We start from the raw sequence: 20,647 nt of genomic DNA, 5'->3' as shown, positions 1-20,647 counted from the left end.
AGTTGATAAACTTATTGCAGGTTATCAGATCAATGGCGCCGTGTCATGATCCCGCTAACTGAAGAGGCTCCGGCAACTCTCTCCTCGCTTCGGTCTGATCGAGAAGCAAGACGAGGCAGGACGCCCAATGAAGAAGGAAAGACAGATGAATGCCTTCACTCTCAACAGACGCGCCATCATGCTGTCCGCTGTTGCAGGCGCGTCAAGCATGATCCTCCCGAGCCTGGGCGGTTCGGACAGTGCCCACGCCCAGACGTCTTCACCAGCAGCCGGCAACGCCGGTTATTATCGCTTCCGCGTCGGAGAGATAAGCGCAATGGTCTTGAGTGACGGCGTGATTGGTGGTCCGCCACGCATTTACGCCAGTGATGCCCCGGAAGCCGAGCTTCAGGACGTGCTGCGACAGGCATTTCTGCCGACCGACCACATGACGCTTAACCTCAACACGCTGCTGATCGAAACTGGTGGCCGGCGGATTCTGATCGAAGCCGGCGCCGGCAAGACCATGGGCCCAAATGGCGGCCGCATCTTCGATAACCTCTCGGCATTCGGCCTTGACGCTTCTGACATTGATGCGATCGTCATCTCGCATACCCACCCCGACCACGTCGGCAACTTGAGAACCGCAGACGGCGGCAAGGCCTTCCCCCGCGCCACTGTTTTTGTCCCGAAGGCGGACTGGGACTTCTTTGTTCGCACCGATCCGGATCTCTCCTATATGCCTGTGCCAGAGGATTTCCGGAGGCGATTTGCGGCAAACATCAAGAACAGCCTTGAGCCGTTCAGGAACGATGTCGAACTATATGAGGCCGGCGCCGAGATTGTGCCGGGTCTGGCGACGATCGTCGCGTCCGGGCACACTCCAGGCATGGCCACCTTCCTCGTTCATTCCGGAAATGACCAGTTGCTGCTGACCGCAGACCTTGCCTATCACCCTGTCGTCAACGTCGACAGACCTTGGGTGCCGGGCCCCGACCGCGACAAGGAAACAGCCCTTTCCTCCCGTCGCCGCATTTTTGACAGGGCGGCTACCGAGCGTATGCCGGTTCTTGGCTTTCATTATCCTTTCCCGGGTCTCGGCCGAATGCTGAAGACTGATGGCGGCTATGCCTGGGTCCCCGCCAACTGGCAATTTTGAAGTCAACAACAATCGAGCAGGAAATCTCCTATGAATCAGTCAAAGATCAATCGTCGCGGCTTTCTCGGCACGGTGGGTGCAGCGGCAACCGGGCTTGCACTCGCCAGCAGCACGACCGCGCAGGCCCAGGAAACGAATGCGTCGTCGGCCGCACCTGCTTCTAACCCGGCGGTGCTGACCCGCACCTTGCCTCGCACCGGCGAACGGGTCACAGCTCTCGGTCTCGGAACCTTTCTGACATTTGATTTAAAGCCGGGTGATCGCCGCGATGCCCTGCGACAGGTATTTGAGCGGTACGCCGCCGCAGGGGGGCGCCTGGTCGACACATCGCCGCTCTACGGTTCGGCAGAAGTCAGCGTCGGCCAGTTCATGGGCGAATTTGAACGATCTGACGAAATGTTCCTCGCCAATAAGGTCTGGTCGACAGGCGAGTATCTTGGAGACGAAAGCCACGCCATTGAGAGCTTTCGACAATCACGCATGCGGACATGGAGAGACACGATCAATCTCATGCAGTGCCATAGCATCACCAATGCCCCCGTCATCATCCCGCTGATGAAGGCATGGAAAAAGGAAGGTCTCGTCCGCCATGTCGGCGTGACCCATCACGAGTCGGTGGCACAGGACCAGTTGCTGGCGATTGTCCAGCGCGACGATGTCGATTTCATCCAGACCAATTACTCGATCTTTAACCGCGACGCCGAGCGCCGCCTTCTGCCTGCCGCCGCCGACAAGGGTGTTGGCGTCCTGATCAATCTGCCGCTTGAAAAGGCGCGGCTGATGAAGGTGGTCGAGGGGCAACCGCTTCCCCGGTTCGCTTCCGAGTTCGGAGCGACCAGCTGGGCTCAGTTCTTTCTGAAATGGGTCATGGCACACCCTGCCGTCACGAGCGTGCTCTGCGGTACGTCAAACCCTGACCATATGAGTGACAATGTCCAGGCGATGACAGGCCCGCTTCCGGACGAGCGCATGCGTGCTCGGATGGTCGCGCATATGGAAACAATTCCCGGGTTCGGCTCCATTGGTACGATGCCGTGGTACCCGGGCAAGGAGAATATGTATTCCGGCCTCATCCGCGAGGCACAGGCCAACGCGGCGCAGCGCCTGCGGTAAAATACGTGGGCAGCTCGCCCTTGAACTCACGGCGCCGGGAGATATAGATTTGCCCTCCACCAGACGTTCTCTTCTAACCGCATTTCTAACGTTGCCTGTCATTGATACCGCGCACTCGACGGTGTTTGCACAGACTACTTCCGAGCTGCCGCCGACCCCGCACTGTCCTGCCGGAGAAGAACCGACGCTTGAACGGGAGGCCGGTCCCTTCTTCAAGCCGAATTCACCGGTCGAGCGCGATCTTTATTCCAGCGCACCCCGTGGTGAGCGGATCACCGTTGCCGGGTTCGTCTTCGACAATCGCTGCCGGCCGCTCGCCGGCAGCCTTGTCGAGATTTGGCATGCGGATGAGAAAGGTGACTATGATAGCGTTGGTTTTCGCCTGCGCGGGCATCAGTTCACCGACGCGCAAGGGCGCTGGTGGTTCAACACCATCATACCTGCGCTTTATCCCGGCCGAACACGTCACTTCCATGTCAAAGTCCAGCGCCCGGGCGGGCGACTTCTGACGACACAACTATTTTTCCCTGGTGAAAACAGAAATGCGGGAGACCGGCTGTTTCACCACGCGCTCCTCCTCGGCCTTAAGAAAACGGACGACGGACAGTTTGCGCAGTTCGACTTCGTGATCTGAGCCACGAAACGCAGCGTAAGCGCCGGCGTTTAGCCGGGCATGACGTCCATTCGCGATCAAGACAACCGTTGCAATGGCTGGCTGGCTAGCGTACCAGGTTCCCGTGCTCGCGGTAATCTATACTCTGCTTGATCACTCAAACAGACAACAAATGGGACTAAACCTCGCGAGCAGCGACGTCGCCGGCCTTGCGAGTGCGATAATCAATTGTCGGAAGAATATGTCTCGATCACGTGGCCGTCAGGTTTCTGACGAGAAGCTTGATGTCCAGGCGATGCGGGGATGACTTAATAATCCCGATGATCTCGAAGATCACGGTATCCACTGAACGCTGTCTTTTATGACCCTGGCCGGGTTGCCCGCGGCCACAGTGCCCGCAGGGACGTCTCTCGTAACGATGGCACCGGCCGCGACAACGGCGCCATCGCCGATAGTAACGCCCTTGAGAATGACGGCTCGCATTCCGATCCAGACGTGATTTCCGATCCTAATGGCGCCTTCTCCGGCCGGCCAACGACCGAATGTCCGTCCCAGTCGCGGATGATTACCTGGTCAGCGATGAAAACCTCTTCACCGATGGTGATTTCGTAGCCACATGAGATCCAGGAATGACGGTTGGCGCAGCCGGCAGATGTTCGCCTCTCAGGACGAATTCCTCGGACTGATGTTCATGCATCTCACCCAACAGCTCTGTGCCGTAGATCATCGTCTTCGGCTGAGTTGGGAGCACTCGGCCCTGAGATGAGCGCAACCTCCATCGCAAGTTTCGAAGAGCAGTGGCAAGATCAGGATTTGCTGTTCACGAAAATCGCGCCGATGGCCGGAAAACCGTTTGATACTCTTTGAGGGCTGGGAGGACTCCATGTTGCGAACTGTTGCTCTATCATGGAAACCGCGTTGCCGATTTTCAATTTGTGGAAACACAAATAGCGACGCCTTCCCCACGCGGATCGTGGGATCCAATAATCCTCCCTTCATCCTGGATGCAGATGACACCGGCCTGGCCGAAAATCGGCGAAAGTGCCGGCAGCGACGAGACGTCATGCCCGAGCGCAGCGAGTTCCTGAATGATGTTTCCGCCAAGCGACTGCTCAACCTTCAGGCTGTTGTGGACGTCGGAAAAGGTGCGCCCAAGCAGAAAACGAGGCTGGGCCAGAGCTTGTGTGGGTGTCATGCCGTAGTCGAGCAGGCCGGTGAGCAGCAGCGACAATGTCTGCGGCTGGCCATCAGCCCCTTGCGTTCCGTAAAGCATATGGGGCACTCCATCCTTGAATGCGATGCCGGGGTTCAGGGTGTAGAACGGGCGCTTTCCTGGCCGGATGGCGTTCGGATGGCCGGACGCAACTGAAAACGCCGCACCACGGTTCTGCCAGATGATTCCGCTATCGCCTACGACCACGCCGCTGCCCCAGTCGAAATAGGTACTCTGAAGCACGCTTGCACAGCGTCCTTGCTCGTCGGTTGCCGCAAAGAAGACCGTGTCTCCATGCTGGTAAGGATGCGGCCACTCGAGGGCCCGCGTGCGGTCGATGGCCCGGGCTTTCTTCTCAAGTCGCATCGGGTCAAGAAGGCCGGGTGTATTGTCGTCAACGAAATCCGGGTCGGCGATGTGTTCGCGATCGAGGAACGCCTGTTTCACGGCTTCAACTAAAAGATGGTATCGCACTGCGCTTGACGGCGGCAGTGCCGCCGGATCCAGCCGTGAAAGAATGCCAAGGATTGCGAGCGTGGAAACCCCCTGCGTCGGCGGGGGCGGCGCGAGCAGTGTTACGCCGCGATAGTCCTGCGACACGGGTTCGGCATCGCGGGTGCGGGTAAGCTGCAAATCGGCGGCAGTGAGCGGCGACCCTAGCGAAGCCATCGCCTCTCCGAGGCGTGCCGCCAACTCTCCCTCATAGAAGGAACGGTGGCCATGCTCGGCGATATGGCGAAGCGTCCGAGCGAGTGAACTTTGCGTGAAGATACCCCTGCTCCCGGGATGATCAAAAGCGGCTGCGAAACCCGGCCAGCCGGCTATCTCGGCGCGTCTGAATTCGAGCCAGAAATCTTGCGAGTGACTCGGCCGGTACCCGTTTTCCGCCAAGGCGATAGCCGGCGTCAGGAGATCTGAAAGCTGCTCGCACCCTTGCCAATGCTGCTGCCCAAATGTCAGGGCATGCCCCCAGCTATCCACCGCGCAGGCGGTCGTGATCATGGAAGCGGAGCCACGCAACGGGATCGGCGTATGATGATCAGGAAGGACCGCCGCGGCCTGACCTATCCCGAGAAACGACCGGCGGAGGCCTTGTCTGTCTGCAACCAGCCAGACAGCATCACCGCCCAGACCGCAAAAATGCGGCATCACCACCGCAAGTGTCGCGGCAATCGCAACGGCAGCCTCGATAGCGTTGCCGCCGCGCCTCAGCACCGCTGCGCCGGCTTCGCTTGCCAGGGGATGCGGACTGGTGACCATTCCCGGCCGGGCTGCTTGCGGCACATTTAGCGACATGACATTTCCTCTCTTCATGGCCTGGCCGGACATTTCCGGCCAGGGAGGCTTATTTCCGCCAATCAGTCGATCTTGTAGACGAGCTTGCGCTCGGCCAACGACGGCAGGAACTGACGCGAGAAGACATTCTCCGGCTTCGGCTTCGACGGTAGCTGGTAGCCTTCGGCAACGATATCGATCGAGCGGGCCAGGCGGGCGTCATCGACATCGCCAAGGCCGAGCTTGTCGACTTCAGGCGAGATGATCAGGTTCTCGTAGGAGAATTTCATGCGCGCCAATTCGAGTTCTTCCTTGGCGAGACTGTCATAAGTCATGATGGCCTCGATGCCCGCCCTGGAATTGCCGGCGATTTCCCTGGTGGCCTTGTTGACCGCGCGCACCAGTCCTTCCACGGCCTTCGGGTTTTCCTTGACGAGTTTCTGCGACACCATCATGCCGTTGGCATAGAGATCCAGGCCATAATCGCCGAAGGATAGCCAGTTATAGTCCTTTGCCGGGTCCTGGCGGTTGTTGATGAGGTTGAACCAGCTGGTGATATTGAAGACGAGCGCGCCGTCAATATCGCCCTTGATCAGCATCGGCTCCTGCAGGTTGGGGCCCATGTTCTCGATTGCGACCTTGGTCATGTCGACCTTGTTGATCGAACCGAGCACGTTGACGAGGCGGGTGGTGGGCGTGCCCTGTGCGCCGCCGAGCTTCTTGCCTTCCAGATCGGCCGGCTTGGTGATGTTGCTTTCCTTCTTGCTGACGATGGCGAAGGGCGGCTTGCTCCAGAGCTGGTAGACCATGACCGGCACTTCGTTCGGCCGGGTGGCGGCATTCTGGATGATGGCGTTGATATCGCCGAAACCGGCATCGTAGACGCCCGACATGATGCGGGTGACCGTGGCGGCCGAACCCTCGCCCTGGTCGATCGTGACATTGAGGCCTTCTTCCTTGAAGTAGCCCTTCTGCATGGCGAGCAGGAAGGGGGCGTCCGAGCCTTGCGTCTTCCAGCCGAGAGTGAACTTGATATCCGTGTCAGCCCGGGCGACACCGCCGAGGCAAAGGCCAAGCGCAAGAGTCGAGATCAGTTTCTTCAGCATGTCTGGCTCCATTTGTTTTGAGTAGATATTCAGGCGGCAGTGAAATCCTGGCCGCGGACGGCCCAGCCCGTGACGCGTACCTCGATGAGCGAGAAGGCGACGTAGAGAAGCACACCCAGAAGGGCGAGGATGAAAAGGCCGGCAAAGACCAGCGGCACATCGAAATTGGACGAGGCCGACATCATGACATTGCCGATGCCGCGGTTCGAGGCGACGGTTTCCGACAGGACGGAACCGACGAAAGCGAAGGTGACGGCAATCTTCAGCGAGGCGAAAAAGAAGGGCATGGTGCGTGGCAGGCCGACATTCCACAGGATGTCGAGCTTGCTGGCGCCGAGCGATTTCAGGACGTCCTCCAGTTCCGGCTCGGTTGTCGCAAGGCCGGTGGCGATGTTGACGACTATCGGGAAGAAACACATGGCGAGCGCGGTCAGGATTGCAGGCACCGACCCGGAGCCGAACCACAGAACGAAGACCGGCACGACCGCGACCTTGGGGATCGACGAGAAACCGATCAGCAGCGGATAGGCCGTATCATAGGCCGTGCGCGACACGCCGATCGCAGCACCGATGACGACGCCGACGACTACGCCGAGGACAAAGCCGACCATCGTTGTCCAGAGCGTCTGGATGATATGCGGCATGAGGATGGGCAAGCGGTCGATGAGCGTCTCGAAGACCTGACTCGGACGAGGCAGGACGAGATCGGACACCTGCAGTACGAGGCAGAGGATCTCCCACAGGCCAAAGAAGGCGACGATGAGGGCGGCGGCCCAGAAGCGGCGGCGTAATGCATAGCTCATGGATCAGGCTCCCTGGATTGCGGTGTCGGAGCGGGCATCGATGATGAGTTCGCGCAGACGCTGGTTGAGCGCGACGAAATCGTGCTCGAAGGTGATCTCAATGGTGCGGGGGCGATGGAAATCGACCGTACTGTCATCAATGATGCGACCCGGCCTTGCGCTCATGACGCAGATACGTGAAGCGAGGAAGCCCGCTTCCTTCAGGTCATGAGTGATGAGCAGGACGGTCGGCTTGCGTTTCATCCAGAGCGACTGCATCGTGCCCCATAATTCTTCGCGGGTAAATTGATCAAGCGCGCCAAAAGGTTCGTCGAGCAGGAGCAGGCTCGGTTCGTGGACGAGCGCGCGGCACAGATTGGCGCGCTGGAGCATGCCGCCGGAAAGCTGCCACGGATAGTGGTTGGCAAATTTGTCGAGCCCGACATCCGCAAGCAGTGCACGCACCCGGTCGCGGAACTCGTCGTTCTTCTTCGCCCGGTATTCGGAACGGAACGGCTTCACGATCTTGAGCGGCAACATGACATTGCGCTCGATCGTCAGCCAGGGGAGCATGGTCGGGTTCTGGAAGGCCATGCCGATGCGCAGCGCCTTGGCGCCGACTTCGCGGCCACCGACGATGACCGCGCCCCTGGTCGGCTGCAGCAGGCCGGCGGCGAGCCGCATAATCGTGGACTTGCCACAGCCGGACGGGCCGACGAGTGCCACGAATTCCCCATCGGCAATGCGCAGGCTGGTCTCCTGCAGCGCAACGACGGCTTTTTCCTGTCGGCCGAAGGAGACCGCGGCCTGGGAGAGCTCCACAGCGGGAGGGGCGTATGTCGTCGGTTGAGGAACAGTCAGCATCAGATCACCATTGAAAGCGTTTCGAAAAAGTGCATGCAATGAGCGTGCCAGATTCCATGAATTCGGAATCATTGCGTTCCAGCATGGATTAATTGGCCGTGAAAGTGGATGCACTAATTGTATGCATTTATTTTGCGCATTTTCGATTTGATTTGCATTTAAATGCGGCAGTGTGCCGAGTTGATCTTTGCCGTCGCCTCGCTTATCGATTGACAGAAGAAGAGGGTTCGTGATGACGGGCAGCAAGGGTTCGGCAAGAAGTGAAGGGGATCGCGTTGCGGCGATCTGTACGGGCTTGCGCCGTGCCATCATCGAGCGGGCGCTGCACCCGGGTGACCGGCTACCGGAGGATTCGCTCGGTGAGCGGTTCGGTGTCAGCCGCACTATTGCCCGCCATGCGCTCGGCCAGCTTGCGGCGGAAGGTCTTGTCGATCTGCGGCGCAACCGCATCGCTGTGGTCGCCACGCCGTCCTTCGAGGATGCTCGGGATATTTTCGACATCCGTCTTGATCTGGAAAAGCAGGTGGTGAGGCGTCTCGCGGGCAAGCTGACGGATGCGCAGGCAAAGCAGCTGAAAGCAATCGTCGAGGCCGAGCACGGCGCGCGGCACGGGCCTGAAGGTGCTTCGATCCGGCTCGCCACCGAGTTTCATGTGCTTCTGGCGGAGATGACCGGCAAGCCGATCCTGATCCGTTATGTCACGGAAATCTGCTATCGCGCAGGCCTGTCGCTTGCCGTCTTCGGACGACCGCATTCCTCCGACTGCGCAGTCAGCGAACATCTCGAATTGATCGAGGCGATCCGCACCGGGCCGGCGGAAAAGGCGGAGGCGATGATGGGTGAGCATCTGGAGGCGGTTGCCTCGCGGGCATTGCTGCAAAGCTCGGGCGCCAAGCCACGCGACTTGATGGATATCCTGGCGCCCTATGCAGACTGAAAAGGCCTGATGGCCCCTTGAACGGTCATTCAGCGGGCGATGGACGGGTCGAGTATCCATTCGGCGCTGTCGTTCCAGACGTCGGTGTCGATGATCAGGCCGTCGCGTACCGTGAACCGGTCGATATAGCGGTTGTTGTTGAAAGGGGTGCCGTCCGGCCATTCGCCGTGGAGATAGCCCAGGCTGTAGATGATGGTTTCGGTTTCGCCCGGCACGACGTCATAGCGCTCTATGCGTTTTTTCACCCGTTTGTAGCGGGCGGCATTGAAGCTGGTCGGGCCGCTTGGCGTGTCAAAAAGCCGGTTGCCGGTGAAGCGGCAGGTGAAGCCGGGAGCGACATAGGTCGCGGCGCGAACCGGATCGGGCGCCATGGAGGCAGCAAGATAGTCCTTTACTGCCTGCAGGTCGCGTTCTGTTGTCTCGTGCATCGATATCTCCAGTGGTGTTGCGAATTCTGTATCAAAAGTGCATACAGTAAGTGTTACAAAAATTTCCCCTCGGGTCGCAATATGTCATTTCAAGAATCCTTCGATCTCGTGCTGCGTGACGTGCGCCTGAGGGGGTGTGCCGTGCTGCAGGATATAGGCATCATCGATGGCCGCATCGCCGCCATCGGCCGGATCGCCGCCGGGGCGGGCCGCGAGGATGAGCCGATTGGCGGGCGGCTGGTGCTGCCGGGCTTCGTCGACACTCATGTGCATCTCGACAAGTCCTGTCTGCTCTGCCGTTGCGGCAACGCCGGAGGTGGGCTGAAGGGGGCGATTGCCGCGGTTGCCCATCTGAAGCGGTACTATACGGTCGAGGACGTCTATGCCCGCGGGGCGCGGACGATAGAGATGGCGATTGCCAAAGGTACGATGCATATGCGCACCCATGTTGAGGTCGATCCGCGGGCGGGTCTGCGCAGCTTCGAGGCGATAAAGCGGTTGAGACAGGATTATGCCTTCGCGCTCGATCTTTCCATCTGCGTCTTCCCTCAAGAAGGGCTGACCAACGATCCTGGCACGGAGGACCTGCTGGAGCAGGCGCTTGGGGAGGGCGCGGACCTTCTCGGTGGCTGCCCCTATACCGACAGTGATCCGTCCGGCCAAATGGAACGGCTTTTCGCCATGGCCAAGCGGCATGACGTGGATCTGGATTTTCATCTGGATTTCGACCTTGATCCGAGCAGGGGGCATCTGGAGGAGATTTGCGAGCGGACGGAGGGGGCCGATTGGCGGGGCAGGGTGACTGTCGGCCACGCTACCAAGCTTGCGGCGATGGACGAGGCAGCATTCGAACGTCGGGTTTCGCGGTTGCGCCAGGCGGGCGTCGGGGTGACGGCGCTGCCGTCGACCGATCTCTATCTGAACGGCCGGGAAGCCGGCTTTCGCGCCGTTCGAGGTATTGCACCCGTGCATATACTGAGGGATCGGGGCGTCACCGCATCCATCGCCAGCAACAATATTCTCAACCCGTTCACGCCCTTCGGCGACTGTTCGCTGCTGCGCATGGCCAATCTCTACGCCAATGTCATGCATCTCGGGCCGGAGGATTTTGCAGCCTGTCTGGATCTTGTCTCGGAGGATGCAGCCCGGTTGATGCGGATCGAAGGTTACGGGCTGGCTGTCGGGGCGGTAGCCGATATCGTCGTCATGGAAGGTGAGGACGAGACCGAGGTCTTCGGCGGGCTGCGCGAACCTGCTATGGGTTTCAAGCGCGGGCGTAAGAGTTTTATAAGGCCGGCCGCGACGTTGCTCCGGCCTCGACAGAACCATAGTCGGTAACAATTGAAGATAGAGTAGCGGGCACCTGTGCAGGTGCTCATGGTAGCCTTAGAAACCTCCACTCAAACATCGTTGCGACCGCAGATCGCAAACAAACCAGAGGGCTGCAGTACCTGGAGGCCGATGCCGGCTCGGAGGGGCGGGGGCCCTCTAGACATGTGTTGCTGGCCCACCGCTACTACCGTCCTCGTGTTGACCAGGGAGAACGGTTCCGGGACCTGTCTTCCAAGACCGCCTTCCCGCTGTCCGGTGGTGCGCCGAGAGAATTCAATTCTCGCAGAGCTTCCCCACGAGCGCCAAGCTGATGGAGACTTCCTTTTCGAGAATGGTGATCACGCTTGCGACGCCGTACTCTCCCGCAGCGCGCGGCCCAGCATTACGCCCTCGCTCCCACACCGATCGCCTTGAGGATGTCTGTGTCGCGACGAATGCCAGCATCAAGCAGAAGTCTGGACCGACGGCCACGCGAATGCCGGTCGGGGCGCGGATCATGCTGGCGCAATCTATACCGCTGATTTTGTCCCCGAAATACTTGACGTTTATTTAGGTCGAAGGTTTGACTCGGCTCGAGAGCTGAACGAAGAGGACGGCTCATTACCTCTGCCCTCATTTTGGCGAGAGCAATTCGATTGGTTGACAATGCTCCATCACCCATTCCCGAACGCACCCGGCTTTTGTTCTCACGGAACGCTGCACAGTCGTGGAGATTGGCGCTCATGCGTGGGCGAGGCTCATGATCAAGACGAGATCAGGAGATAGGTTTTTACAGCATGGGTCAGGTTGGCTTTTCGGTAGGCCTTTTTACGCATAATCCCACCGCATGAGACGATAGTGAATTTATAGTCTGAAAAACTTGACAAAAACACTTAATGTCTGTCTTGCCTGGTTATCTTCCATCTAACCGCGACAACGGCAACGGGTATCGCCGTCACTGCGGGTCAACTCGATCCAAAACACTCGCCTTGTGGTCCTCGGGGATGCCCATACACCACAATCATTCAGCACAAGGCGCACAAGAGGTAAAAGGCCAGAGATGGCCCGTCATGACAACAAGTGCCGCCCACGAGGCAAGGTTCACCATTGGTCGTCACTAAGCGATCCGGCGACTTTCTTGCAAGACGGGCACACCAATATTTGAGGTTTCACGTGCGAGTACTTCCCGTCATTCCATCGATCATCTTCGGGATTGTGGCGATCGCAATTCTGAGCATTGTCTTCGGTTCGTGGTATACGATCGACCAGGGGGAGCGCGGCGTCATCTTGAGATACGGGGCCATTGCCGGAACCGCGGAGCCAGGGCTCGGATTCAAGCTGCCGGTCATCGATACCGTCGTACGGATATCGGTCCAGTCGAAAGCAGCGGTATACGACGCGATGGAAGCGTATAGTCGCGATCAGCAGCCGGCGACCGTTAAGCTGTCAGTGAACTACCGCATTCCAGTTGATCGGGTCGCTGCAGTTTACGAGCAGTACGGGTCGGAGGCAGGTCTGCTGGGGCGGCTGATTGAGCGTCGGGTGTTCGAAGAGACGAAGACGGTGTTCGGACGGTTCAACGCAGTTACCGCCATCCAGGAGCGTGGCAGGCTCAATCAGGAAATTGCTATGGCGATTCAAGAGGGTGTTCAGGGGCCCGTCACCATCGAGAGCGTACAGATCGAGAATATCGACTTCTCCGATTCCTACGAGGCCAGCATTGAGCAGCGCATGCTGGCTGAGGTGGAAGTCCAGAAACTGCGGCAGAATGCGGAGCGGGAAAAGGTGCAGGCCGAGATCACCGTTACCCAGGCCAATGCCAGTGCCGATGCACGCCGTGCAGACGCTCAGGCACAAGCCGATGCGGTACGTTTGCAGGCCCAGGCGGATGCTGAAGCAATCAGGTTACGTGGTGATGCTGAAGCTTTGGCCATCAAAGCGCGCGGCGACGCCCTGCGCAACAACCCGGGACTCGTTTCCCTGACCCAGGCCGAGAGATGGGACGGTCGGCTCCCGACCACGATGCTGCCGAATGGCGCGCTTCCGATGATCGACCTGCGCAATCCCGGTTTGCCGGACGTTGAGCAGAGCGAGGGCCAATGACCGCACCGCAAGCATGAGGCGCTGTCTACCGAGGGCGCCGACCACCCGCTGGTCTGCGAGCTACCAATGGCGACAAGATTCCCGGCAAAGAAGTCGGGCGCGCGTGCGGCAGCCGCCGACAGCTGGGGTGCGGCATATTCCTGCGCCCGTGCGATCATCGTTCCCCCGGTGAGACGGTCCGAGCCGTTGAAAGGCCACCGATCCCGCTTCTGCGCCTACCGGCAAAGATCGTTAGGGACCCGCGCCCGGTGCAGGTATGTGATGTAGGCCGTCGTCGCGCCGCAGACGTCTGTGCGAAGAAGCAGTAATGGCATCGTGCCGCCCAGGATAATTTGCACGGCCTTGATGACAACTACGATGGTCCAACGCGTCCGGGTGCCACCGTATGCGGACGGGTATCGACCCGAACAGGTTGGTGAACTCTGCCCCATGCTTCGGGGGTGTGGACTGGCGAAGTTTCAATTTTCGTAAAGGCTCAGTCCCCTACAGCTACGCCTTCCCGTCGTGGATCGGCGCTGCCAGCCAAACCCTGGGGGTCATCTCGATAGCATGCAAACCGGAGTTCATCTCACCCGCCTTTACCTCGTAACCCATCGCCTTCAGGGGGCGACCAGTTCGTCCGCACTGGTGCCGGCCTCTATGTCATAAATGCCGAACCGGTTGACGAGATGCGGCTGGGCGACAATCGCTTCAACCGGCACGCGCCAGTCAATATAGGCGATCAGTGCCTGCACCACGTAACCAATGATCTGACTGCCACCGGGTGAACCAATTGCAAGCAGCGGCTTTCCATCCTTCATCACGATAGTCGGAGCCATCGAGGAGGGTGGGCGTTTGCCGGGCTCAACGCGGTTGGCGACCGGCAGGCCGCCGTCATGGGTCTTGAAAGAGAAGTCCGTCAACTCGTTATTGAGCAGGAAACCGTTCGTCATCAGACGCGAACCGAACCCGTTTTCGATCGTCGTCGTCATCGAGACCACGTTGCCATCCTTGTCGACAATGATAAAATGGCTTGTGGAGTTGCGTAAATCGATTGACTATACTAGATTTGAGGAAATGTTATAAGGCGCCTCAAATGAAGCAAATCGACCTCATGTTCCGAACGATGGTCGCGGAGTTGCAGCAACGGACTTTTGATGCGCAGTGGTCGGCCGATTTCCCACCCACTGGTCGCTTTGTTTCGGTCAAGGTCGACAATCGCTCATACTGGTACTTCGACCAACCGGATGGCAAAGGTGGTCAAAAGCGGCGCTATGTCGGCCCTGCTGATGATGACGAAATCACAACCCGGGTTCAAGCCTTCAGGGGCGAAAAGGATGATTACCAGAACCGTCGAAAGATGGTGGCGGCACTGACGCGCGAAGCGGGTCTGATTGCTCCGGATCGCTTCACAGGCACAGTTGTTGAGACGTTGGCATCGGCTGGGTTATTCCGGCTCCGTGGTGTCCTCGTCGGCACAGTCGCGTTCCAATGTTATGCGGCCCATCTCGGTATCCGCCTGCCTATGGCTGCGATCCTGACAGGTGACGCGGATCTGGCTCAAGATTACGCGATCTCGAGCGAGGTCGAAGATTCAATTCCGCCGATTGTCGCTCTCCTTCAGTCCATCGATCCGTCATTCCGGGCCGTACCTCATGTTTCTGGTTCCCCTCGCTCCAATGCTTTCCGCAACTCGACCGGTTACCGAGTAGAGTTCCTGACGACAAACCGGGGATCGGAAGATTACGCGGATCAACCGGCGCAAATGCCGGCTCTCGGCGGCGCGTCTGCCGAACCTCTGCGATATATGGACTTCCTCATCCGTGATCCGGTGCGAACGATCTTGCTGCATGGTGCCGGTGTCTCGGTCGTGGTGCCCGATCCATCACGGTTCGCCGTTCACAAACTGATCGTGGCCGGTCGGCGTCAAGATGACGCCGGTGGAAGGGCAAAGAAAGAAAAGGACTTGCGTCAGGCCGGAATGCTGTTTGAGGCGTTGCAGGAAACCGGAGCTGGCCGCGATCTGGCAGATGCTCTTCGCGAAGCATGGGGCAGAGGCGCATCCTGGAGAAGTGCGATCACAGCGGGCGTTGATGCCGTCCAGAGGCAATATCAACCTTCCGTCCATCGCACGTTCGGCATTCTACCGGCTGATGAAATAGAAAAGTCCCGAGTCCTCTTGCGGGAAAAGAACGCTTAATAAGAAGCGTGGATATCCAGTCTAACAAAGGAAATCAATTGGATATGGTTATTCTGCCGGGTGCTTGGGTTCGAATCTCGTCAAGGTGGACGACTTGAAATTTGCCCATTCGTACGATCACGTGACAGCGGACACCTCGCGGCCCCAACGTCGTTAAGACCTCGTTGCCTGCTACAGCTTTTAGATATACCCCCGGTAGAGCGTGTCGATTAGAGTATGGAATTCTGCCGCGCTCTTGAAGCCAGGCAGGGCTTCTTCGGAAAGCGCGCCTTGAAGTACGATGGGTCGAGACTGTTGTATCACGCACGTGAAACGCTGACGATCGCGCGGCCAGATGTCGACCAGCCGGCGATCACGGCCATCCGAAAGTCCGTGCAAGAAATTCGAATTGCGCGAAGTCGGTTGAATGTCCAGGTTTCCGAAACTGGCACTCACCAAGGCCTCTTACGACATGATCAACCCGCCATCGACGTTGATTGTCTGGCCCGTGATGTAGGCCGCATCTTCGGAAGTCAGAAACGCGACCAGTGCCGCCACTTCGGCAGGCGTTCCGGCGCGGCGCATGGGAATGTTGCGCACCCATTCGGCCATCAGTTCGCCGGGCTTGTAATCGCCGAGCATCTGGCCCCACACACGGTCATTATAGTCCCACATTTCGGTGTGGATGATGCCGGGGCAAATGGCGTTGACGGTGATGCCCTCCGGTGCCAGTTCCTTGGCAAGGCTTTGCGTCAGGCCGACGACGCCGAACTTCGAGGCGGCGTAATGCGGGGTGTAAATGAAGCCCTGACGCGCCTGACCGGACGCAGTATTGACGAGGCGGCCCCTGGTGCCGCTTGCGCGGAAGCGGCGGATCGCCTCCTGGCAGCAGAGGAACGCGCCCTTGGTATTGACGTCGAGATTGAAATCCCACTGTTCCTGCGTCAGCTCTTCGATCTTCGAAATGGTGATGACGCCGGCGTTCTGGACGGAGATGGAAAGCGGGCCGATCGCCTCTTCGGCGGCGCCATAGGCCTCGCGTACCGCTGCCGCGTCCCGAACATCGAGGATCACGCCATGGGTGGCGACGCCGGTCTCGTCAGCAAGTTTTTTGGCGGCATCCTGCGTGTCCTTGTCGACAGAGGCGATGGCGACTTTTGCGCCTTCCTCAGCAAAACGGCGGGCGATGCCGTAACCGATCCCCTTGTTGCCTCCGGTCACGAATACGGATTGACCTTCAAAGCGCCTCATGTCTCCTCCTTTATGGGATTTTGGCTATGTTTCCTTGCCGACCAGTCGTTCGGCGGTGAATTTGTCGGTGACGAGCACGTCAATCACACCGGTTCTGAGTGCTCCGGCAATTGCCTCGGTCTTTTTCGAACCGCCGGCCAGCGCAATGACACGGTCGACATTGGAGAGGTTTTCGAGCGGCAGGCCGATGACCCGGTCGTCGAGCGGCGTCTTCACCGGCTTTCCCTCCTTGTCGAAGAACCGGAGCGATATGTCGCCCACGGCACCCGCCTGGGCGAGATCGGCAAGTTCCTTGGCGGAAAAAATGTTGCCGGAACGCGCAAGAAGCTCAGACGGCTCGACTGCACCAATACCGACGACGGCGAGCGTGATCGACCCGAAGAGATCGATGGTCTCGCGCACGAAGGGATCGGCAAGCATCAGAAGCTTTGCTTCCCGTGAGGTTGCGACCCCCGGCACTGGCAGCAGTTTCGGTTCGGCCTCCGTCAGCCGCGCCAGACGCGTGGTGATCTGGGTCGCGTGCGTCTGTACCGATGGGTCGCCCATGCCGCCCAGCGTCTGGACGATATAACGCGCCTTGGCGCCCTTAAGAGGGTGGATGTTTTCCACCATCTTGAAGATCGTCTGGCTCCAGCTGGAAACGCCGATGATCTCGTTCTGCGATAGTGTCACCTCGAGGAAATGCGCCGCCGCCTCGCCAATACGGGCCATGATGGCGCCGTCACGATCCTCGCTGCAATCGACGACGATGGCTTCCGGCAGGTCGAAACGGTCGCGAAGCTGTTCTTCCAGATCGCCATAGGTGCCGGGCGGTGGAATGATGCTGGTGCGCACGATGCCTTCTGCCTCGGCGCGCTTCAGCATACGCGAGACGGTCGCCTGCGAAAGATTGAGATGCTGGGCGATTTCCGCCTGACGCTTTTGTTCGCTGAAATACATCTGCGCTACGCGGGAAATCATTCGAAGTTCGTTTAACCTGCCCATAAGCCCTCCAGAGTGAATTTTTATTCACCATTACGCGAGGTTACAGGCAAGGTCGAGCGGGCAATCGCGTCGCGCCAGATGCCGAGCTGCTGCCGGCTTTCGCTGTTGGCAGGCGCGATGGTGTTGCCTTGGCTTGCAAGGTCAGCGACGGTCTTGAGATCGTTCCAAAAACCGAGGGAGAGGCCGGCGAGATAGGCCGCACCCAGTGCGGAAGCTTCCGGCGCATCGCGCTGGATGACCGGTTGTTCCAGCATGTCTGCGACGCATTGCATCAGGAAACGGTTCTGGCTCGGCCCGCCATCCACGAACAGCCGCCCGAAGCCGGAAGGCGACTGCGCGCGCATGGCGGCGAAGACGTCATGGACCTGAAAGGCGATGGAATCGGTGACGGCGCGGGCCATCTGGGCACGGGTGGTGCTGAAATTGATCTGGGAGAAAAGCGCTCGCGCATTCGTATCCCAATAGGGCGCGCCGAGGCCGACGAAGGCCGGTACGAAACCGGGGCCATTTGGCTCGGCGGTGGCAGCAAGTTCCACCAGCGCGGCGACATCGGGCAGGCCGAGAATCTCCGTCATCCAGGGCAGGGAGGCGGCCGAAACGAGAATATTGCCTTCAAAGGCGAAGGTCGGTTTGCCACCTAGTCGCCATGCAACGGTGGTGGTGATGCCACGTTCGGGCGCGATGAAATGCGGCAGGGTCGTCATGACCGATGAGCCGGTGCCGAAGGTCACCTTGCCGTCGCCGGGGTTGAAGGCGCCATGGCCGAAGAGGGCGGCGTGGCTGTCGCCTATTGCCGCGAGGATCGGCGTGCCGTCCTTGATGCCGGGAACGCCGAGCGTTACGCCGAATTCGCCGCTGCTGTCGCGCAGGTCGGGCAGGGCGTTGATATCGATGCGGAAGAGGTCGCAAAGCTCCTCGCTCCAGAGCTGGCGGTTGAGATCGAGCAGCTGGCTGCGGGCGGCATTGGAGGCGTCGCAGGCATGCACCTTGCCGCCGGTGAAGCAATGGATGAGCCAGCTATCGATTGTCCCGAGGCGAAGCCTGCGGCCCTTCGGTGCGCGCTCCAGAAGCCAGCGCATTTTTGCGCCCGGGAACATCGGATCGATCGGCAGGCCGGTCAGCGCCATGACGCGCCCGGAATGGCCATTTTCGATCAGTTCGGCGCAATCCTGTGCGGTGCGGCGGCATTGCCAGCTGAGCACCGGGCCGAGCGGTTCGCCGGTTTCGCCGTCCCAGATGGTCACGGATTCGCGCTGGTTGGAAATCGCGATGGCCGCGACATTGACGTCAGAGGGCGAGGCGGCAAGGCAGGCCGAGATTGCCGCACGGACCGAGGCCCAGATGCGGTTTGGCTCCTGTTCCACCCAGCCGGGCTGCGGATAGGCGATGCCGACCGGTGATGAGCCGCGCGCCAGCAACTCTCCGCTTTCCGAGACGAGAATGGCCTTGGAATTGGTGGTGCCCTGATCGATGGAAAGAATAGCGCGCATCATGGGAGTCTTTCGTCGGCAGTTTTTCGTTTCGGCCTTGCGGTGATTAAACGACGATATTGCAAAAAGGGTGTCGCCGCGCATCCGAAGACACGCGACGACCCTGGGAGGAGACTTACTTTCTCTTGATCAACGCTTCAGCCGCATCAGCTATTGCCACGGGTGCCATGCCGAATTCATCGAGCAGCCATTCGGCGGAACCGGTATGGGCAAAGACGCCGGGAACGCCGAGGCGTTTCATGGGCACGGGGGCCTGATCGACCACGACTTCGGCGATGGCGGAGCCGAGGCCGCCGAAGATCGAATGTTCCTCGGCCGTCAGGATCGCGCCGGTTTCCTTCGCGGCAGTGACGATAGCCGCCTCGTCGATAGGGCGCACGGTCGCCATGTTCAGTACCCGCGCCTTGATGCCACGGGTCAACAGGATGTCGGCGGCCTTTACCATGCGGTGGGTCAGCGTGCCATTGGCGATCAACGTCAGGTCGGAACCCTCGCGCAGCAGGTTGGCGCGGCCGAGTTCGAAGACATGGCCTTCCGGCAGAAGATCCGGCACGCCGACACGCGACAGGCGCAGGAAGCAGGGACCGGCATAGTCCGCCGCCCATTTGACGGCTGCGGCCGTCTCGATGCGGTCGCAGGGGGCGATGACAGGCAGGTTCGGCAGAACGCGGGTCCAGGCAAAATCCTCAATGGAGTGGTGCGTCGGGCCCAGTTCGCCATAGGCCATGCCGGAGGATATGCCGATGAGCTTCACATTGGCGTTGGAATAGGCAAGGTCGGCCTTGATCTGTTCCAGAGCGCGGCCAGTGAGGAAGCATGATGCGCCGCAGACGAAGGGCAATTGCCCGCCATTGGCGAGACCGGCGCCGACGCCGACCATGTTCTGTTCGGCGATGCCGACATTGACGAGGCGTTCGGGGAATTTGGACTTGAAGCCGCCGAGCTTTGAAGAGCCGACCGAATCGTTGCAGACGGCGACGACTTTGTCGTTTGCGGCGGCCAGCGCCTCCAGCGTTTCGGCGAAGGCATCGCGGCAGTCATAAAGCTTGGCGGCGGTTACGGGCGCGTTCATCACAATGCCTCCGAAAGTTCTTTGACGGCGATTTCATATTGTTCCCTACTCGGAACCTTATGGTGCCAGTCGACGCGGTCCTGCATGAAGGAAATGCCGTGACCCTTGTTGGTGTGGGCGACGATGCAATGCGGGCGATTGCCGCGATGCTCCAGCGCCGGCACGACTTCCGCCATGGCGTTGCCGTTGATTTCACTCACTTCCCAGCCGAAAGCCTCGAGCTTCGGGCGAAGCGGCGCGACATCATTGGTATCCGAGAGTGCTGCGCCCTGCTGGAAGCGGTTGTGGTCGATGACCAGCGTCAGGTTGTTCAGGCCGAATTGTGCGGCGGACATGATGGCTTCCCAGTTGGAGCCTTCCTGCATCTCGCCGTCACCGGTCATCACATAGGTGTGGTAGTCTGCACCGGAAAGCTTGGCCGCCTTGGCCATGCCGACGGCAACCGGCAGCCCGTGACCGAGCGGGCCGGTATTGGTTTCGACGCCCGGCACCTTGTTACAGTTCGGATGGCCGTTGAGACGCGAATTCGGCTGCAGAAAGGTCGAGATTTCCTCTTCCGGGATGAAGCCGCGCTTGGCGAGCGTCACATAAAGCGCGCAGGCCGTATGGCCTTTCGACAGCACGAAACGGTCGCGGGCAGGGTTCTTCGGATCATCCGGCCAGATGCGCAGGACGCGGAAATAAAGGGCCGTCATGATGTCGATGGCGGACATTTCGCCGCCGACGTGGCCCGCACCCGCTTCAAAAACAGCCTGTACGTCGCGAAGGCGAATCTGGCGCGCAATGCGCTCTAGCTCCTGGGACTGCAT

Annotated in this window: 17 protein-coding genes and 2 pseudogenes; 7 read left to right on the top strand and 12 right to left on the bottom strand. The window is 59.7% G+C overall.

Translation table 11 applies throughout. The features are described from left to right. Window positions 1-145: 145 nt before the first annotated feature. From MRBLRC7O_RS23540 to MRBLRC7O_RS23530, 3 genes are read left to right on the top strand one after another with little or no spacing between them, the layout of a single operon-like run. Complete coding sequence (locus tag MRBLRC7O_RS23540) at window positions 146-1,138, top strand: MBL fold metallo-hydrolase (protein WP_060726669.1); 993 nt, start codon at window positions 146-148, stop codon at window positions 1,136-1,138. Between the two features lie 30 nt (window positions 1,139-1,168). Further along, window positions 1,169-2,251: an aldo/keto reductase gene (locus MRBLRC7O_RS23535; RefSeq protein WP_060726638.1), complete on the top strand. Its 1,083-nt coding sequence runs from the start codon at window positions 1,169-1,171 to the stop codon at window positions 2,249-2,251. Window positions 2,252-2,300: 49 nt separating this feature from the next. Next, window positions 2,301-2,885: a dioxygenase family protein gene (locus tag MRBLRC7O_RS23530; protein WP_111796993.1), complete on the top strand. Its 585-nt coding sequence runs from the start codon at window positions 2,301-2,303 to the stop codon at window positions 2,883-2,885. Between the two features lie 312 nt (window positions 2,886-3,197). Here MRBLRC7O_RS23530 and MRBLRC7O_RS23525 read toward each other — a convergent pair. The 5 genes and pseudogenes from MRBLRC7O_RS23525 to MRBLRC7O_RS23505 form a co-directional block, all read right to left on the bottom strand. Continuing rightward, a pseudogene (locus tag MRBLRC7O_RS23525) lies at window positions 3,198-3,368 on the bottom strand (DapH/DapD/GlmU-related protein); the annotation flags it as partial. 424 nt (window positions 3,369-3,792) lie between these two features. Continuing rightward, entirely contained in the window at window positions 3,793-5,337 is a 1,545-nt protein-coding gene (locus MRBLRC7O_RS23520; RefSeq protein WP_210303542.1) for a gamma-glutamyltransferase family protein, read from the bottom strand. A gap of 98 nt (window positions 5,338-5,435) precedes the next feature. Continuing rightward, window positions 5,436-6,458, bottom strand: coding sequence for an ABC transporter substrate-binding protein (locus MRBLRC7O_RS23515; RefSeq protein ID WP_112540251.1), 1,023 nt, complete (start codon window positions 6,456-6,458; stop codon window positions 5,436-5,438). 29 nt (window positions 6,459-6,487) lie between these two features. Beyond that, on the bottom strand, window positions 6,488-7,261 hold the full coding sequence (locus tag MRBLRC7O_RS23510) for an ABC transporter permease (RefSeq protein ID WP_111796991.1): 774 nt from the start codon (window positions 7,259-7,261) through the stop codon (window positions 6,488-6,490). Between the two features lie 3 nt (window positions 7,262-7,264). Continuing rightward, window positions 7,265-8,104 (bottom strand): ABC transporter ATP-binding protein, encoded by an 840-nt coding sequence (locus tag MRBLRC7O_RS23505; RefSeq protein ID WP_111797047.1) that lies wholly within the window; start codon window positions 8,102-8,104, stop codon window positions 7,265-7,267. A gap of 232 nt (window positions 8,105-8,336) precedes the next feature. On the opposite strand from MRBLRC7O_RS23505, the gene MRBLRC7O_RS23500 reads away from it, so the two are divergent. Beyond that, complete coding sequence (locus MRBLRC7O_RS23500; protein ID WP_111796990.1) at window positions 8,337-9,041, top strand: GntR family transcriptional regulator; 705 nt, start codon at window positions 8,337-8,339, stop codon at window positions 9,039-9,041. Between the two features lie 29 nt (window positions 9,042-9,070). On the opposite strand, the gene MRBLRC7O_RS23495 is transcribed toward MRBLRC7O_RS23500, so the two are convergent. Then, a complete protein-coding gene (locus MRBLRC7O_RS23495; RefSeq protein ID WP_112540240.1) occupies window positions 9,071-9,469 on the bottom strand; it encodes a nuclear transport factor 2-like protein in 399 nt (132 codons plus the stop codon). Window positions 9,470-9,550: 81 nt separating this feature from the next. On the opposite strand from MRBLRC7O_RS23495, the gene MRBLRC7O_RS23490 reads away from it, so the two are divergent. Then, window positions 9,551-10,807 carry an amidohydrolase family protein gene (locus MRBLRC7O_RS23490; RefSeq protein WP_060726643.1) on the top strand — a complete coding sequence of 419 codons (1,257 nt, stop codon included), beginning with the start codon at window positions 9,551-9,553 and terminating at the stop codon, window positions 10,805-10,807. A gap of 1,146 nt (window positions 10,808-11,953) precedes the next feature. After that, entirely contained in the window at window positions 11,954-12,883 is a 930-nt protein-coding gene (locus MRBLRC7O_RS23485; protein ID WP_077998846.1) for a prohibitin family protein, read from the top strand. A gap of 475 nt (window positions 12,884-13,358) precedes the next feature. On the opposite strand, the pseudogene MRBLRC7O_RS23475 reads toward MRBLRC7O_RS23485, so the two are convergent. Beyond that, window positions 13,359-13,902, bottom strand: a pseudogene (locus MRBLRC7O_RS23475) (gamma-glutamyltransferase); the annotation flags it as partial. Window positions 13,903-13,958: 56 nt separating this feature from the next. On the opposite strand from MRBLRC7O_RS23475, the gene MRBLRC7O_RS23470 reads away from it, so the two are divergent. Continuing rightward, window positions 13,959-15,062, top strand: coding sequence for a nucleotidyltransferase family protein (locus MRBLRC7O_RS23470; protein ID WP_060726646.1), 1,104 nt, complete (start codon window positions 13,959-13,961; stop codon window positions 15,060-15,062). 444 nt (window positions 15,063-15,506) lie between these two features. Here the strand turns inward: MRBLRC7O_RS23470 and MRBLRC7O_RS23465 are convergent, their stop codons facing one another. From MRBLRC7O_RS23465 to MRBLRC7O_RS23445, 5 genes are all read right to left on the bottom strand, one after another. Then, window positions 15,507-16,292, bottom strand: a complete 786-nt coding sequence (locus tag MRBLRC7O_RS23465) for an SDR family oxidoreductase (RefSeq protein ID WP_060726647.1) — start codon at window positions 16,290-16,292, stop codon at window positions 15,507-15,509. A 24-nt stretch (window positions 16,293-16,316) separates the two neighbouring features. Further along, window positions 16,317-17,276 carry a sugar-binding transcriptional regulator gene (locus tag MRBLRC7O_RS23460; protein WP_060726648.1) on the bottom strand — a complete coding sequence of 320 codons (960 nt, stop codon included), beginning with the start codon at window positions 17,274-17,276 and terminating at the stop codon, window positions 16,317-16,319. 20 nt (window positions 17,277-17,296) lie between these two features. After that, the gene (locus MRBLRC7O_RS23455) at window positions 17,297-18,766 is read right to left on the bottom strand and encodes an FGGY family carbohydrate kinase (protein WP_060726674.1); all 1,470 of its coding nucleotides are present in this window, start codon (window positions 18,764-18,766) and stop codon (window positions 17,297-17,299) included. A gap of 115 nt (window positions 18,767-18,881) precedes the next feature. Then, on the bottom strand, window positions 18,882-19,838 hold the full coding sequence (locus MRBLRC7O_RS23450; protein ID WP_060726649.1) for a transketolase family protein: 957 nt from the start codon (window positions 19,836-19,838) through the stop codon (window positions 18,882-18,884). Continuing rightward, window positions 19,838-20,647: transketolase (locus MRBLRC7O_RS23445; RefSeq protein ID WP_087744380.1), on the bottom strand; the 810-nt coding region annotated here is incomplete at its 5' end. The genes MRBLRC7O_RS23445 and MRBLRC7O_RS23450, both read right to left, overlap by 1 nt.

Source organism: Agrobacterium radiobacter, assembly GCF_040801995.1.
GTDB classification, from domain to species: domain Bacteria; phylum Pseudomonadota; class Alphaproteobacteria; order Rhizobiales; family Rhizobiaceae; genus Agrobacterium; species Agrobacterium radiobacter.
This window is presented reverse-complemented; position numbering and strand designations above follow the sequence as displayed.